Origin of the sequence: Henriciella mobilis, from assembly GCF_003576315.1 — a bacterium.
GTDB lineage: Bacteria > Pseudomonadota > Alphaproteobacteria > Caulobacterales > Hyphomonadaceae > Henriciella > Henriciella mobilis.
In genome coordinates, this window is the sequence record NZ_QWFZ01000038.1 from 8,054 (window position 1) to 9,825 (window position 1,772).

A 1,772-nucleotide genomic window follows, 5' to 3' on the forward strand; every position below is an offset into this window, starting at 1 on the left:
GATCGCTTCCCAGAGCCGGGCCTTGAGCTCCGGCGTCATGGCCACGCCTTCATGGGTGCAGAGGCCTGCGAGCCAGTCGGCGGCAAAGCTTGCGCCGGTGTCTGTGTCGATGTCTTTCAGGGGCTGGAGGCTCGGGGCGTTCGAACTGCCAAGATCAATATGCGCGCCGCCCATGGCGAGCGTTGCCGCGCGGGCCGAGCGGCCCTTGTCGAAGATGAAGACCTGCGCCCCCTCATAGCGCCTCCATTGGAGAGCGAGCAGAGAGAGCAGGACAGACTTGCCCGCGCCGGTCGGTCCGACGACCAGCGTGTGACCGACATCGCCAATATGCAGGTTGAGCCGAAAGGGCGTCGTGCCATCCGTCTGGGCCTGAATGAGCGCGGGGGCTTGCAAGTGGCGGTTGGTGTCTTCGCCGGCCCAGACCGCAGACAGCGGGACCATATGGGCAAGGTTCAGCGTGTGCAGGATGGGCTGGCGGACATTGGCGTAGGGGTGACCGGGCAGGCTTCCGAGCCAGGCATCAACGGCGTTCAGGGTCTCGCGGATCGCGGTGAAGCCACGGCCATTCACGATGCGCTCGGCCACGCGGATGTGTTCATCAACCGTGCGCCGGTCGGGATGTGCAACGGTGATGGTCGTGGTGACATAGCCGTAAGAGACAAGGTCGGAGCCAAGCTCCTGCAGGGCCGCATCAGCGTCAGCGGCCTTATTGTCGGCGTCATTGTCCACGAGCGCGGCCTGTTCGTTGAACATGGTCTCGCGCAGGACCGCGCCGATGGATTTGCGCTTGGCGAACCAGTGGCGGCGCTTCTTGCCGAGCACCTTTTCAGCCTCGGCTTTATCCATCGCGATGAACCGTGTCGCCCAGCGATAGGCAAAGCCCTGCCGGTTCAGCTCATCGAGAATGCCGGGCAGGGTCGAGGCCGGAAAGCCGAGAATCGTCAGTGTGCGAAGGTGAGCCTCGCCGATCATGGGTTCCAGCCCGCCTGCGAAGGGTTCATCGGCGAGAATGGCGTCGAGGAAGACGGGCAACTCGGGCCTCACGACCGGATGGCGCTTCGTGGAAATCGTCGAATGCAGATAAGTCAGCGTCTCGTCATCGGTGAGCTTTGCGATTTCGGCGAGACAGGTGGAGAGGAGATCGAAGACGCGGGCGGCATGTTGCTGGAAGGTCTCCAGGCGATGACGCCAGGTCGCCGCGTCTTCGGTCTCGGCGCGCTGGATCAGGGCTTTCTCGGCCCGGCCCGTGGCATCGGCGGGTGGGAGCCAGAGCAGGGTCAGATAGTAGGCACTTTCGAACCGGGTTCCGGCTTCTTCGGCTTGTAATGCCCGTTCCTGATCGACGAGCCATGACAGCGCGTCGGGGAACTCAGCCTCCGGATAATCATGCACTTCATGGCGCTGCGCTTCGAAGAACAGCGCCCAGCCCGAGCCGAACCGGCGCAGCACATTATTGACCCGCGCCATCACGGAAACGAGTTCTTCGTCTGTCGAGCTTTCGAGGTCAGGGCCGCGATAGCGGAACGTGGTCTGGAAGCTGCCATCCTTGTTGAGGACGACGCCCGGCGCGACGAGACAGGCCCAGGGCAGGTAGTCGGCCAGTAGGACCAGGGTCTCTGCGTATTCTTTCAGGTTCAGCATGTCAGATGCTCCTTGTGCCGCGTGCTCCGGCCGGCAACGGCCATGAAATCCGGATCAGAGCGCGCCATGAACACCGCTGCCGAATGCCCGACCGCCCAGAGAACAAGGCCCGGTATCCAGAGCTGGAGGCC

The 1,772-nt window shown here is 63.5% G+C and carries 1 protein-coding gene and 1 pseudogene; both read right to left on the reverse strand.

The features are described from left to right. On the reverse strand, positions 1-1,641 hold a 1,641-nt coding region (locus tag D1227_RS17215; RefSeq protein ID WP_233352901.1), incomplete at its 3' end, for a VirB4 family type IV secretion/conjugal transfer ATPase. After that, positions 1,635-1,772 (reverse strand): annotated as a pseudogene (locus D1227_RS20265) (VirB3 family type IV secretion system protein); the annotation flags it as partial. The pseudogene D1227_RS20265 and the gene D1227_RS17215, both read right to left, overlap by 7 nt.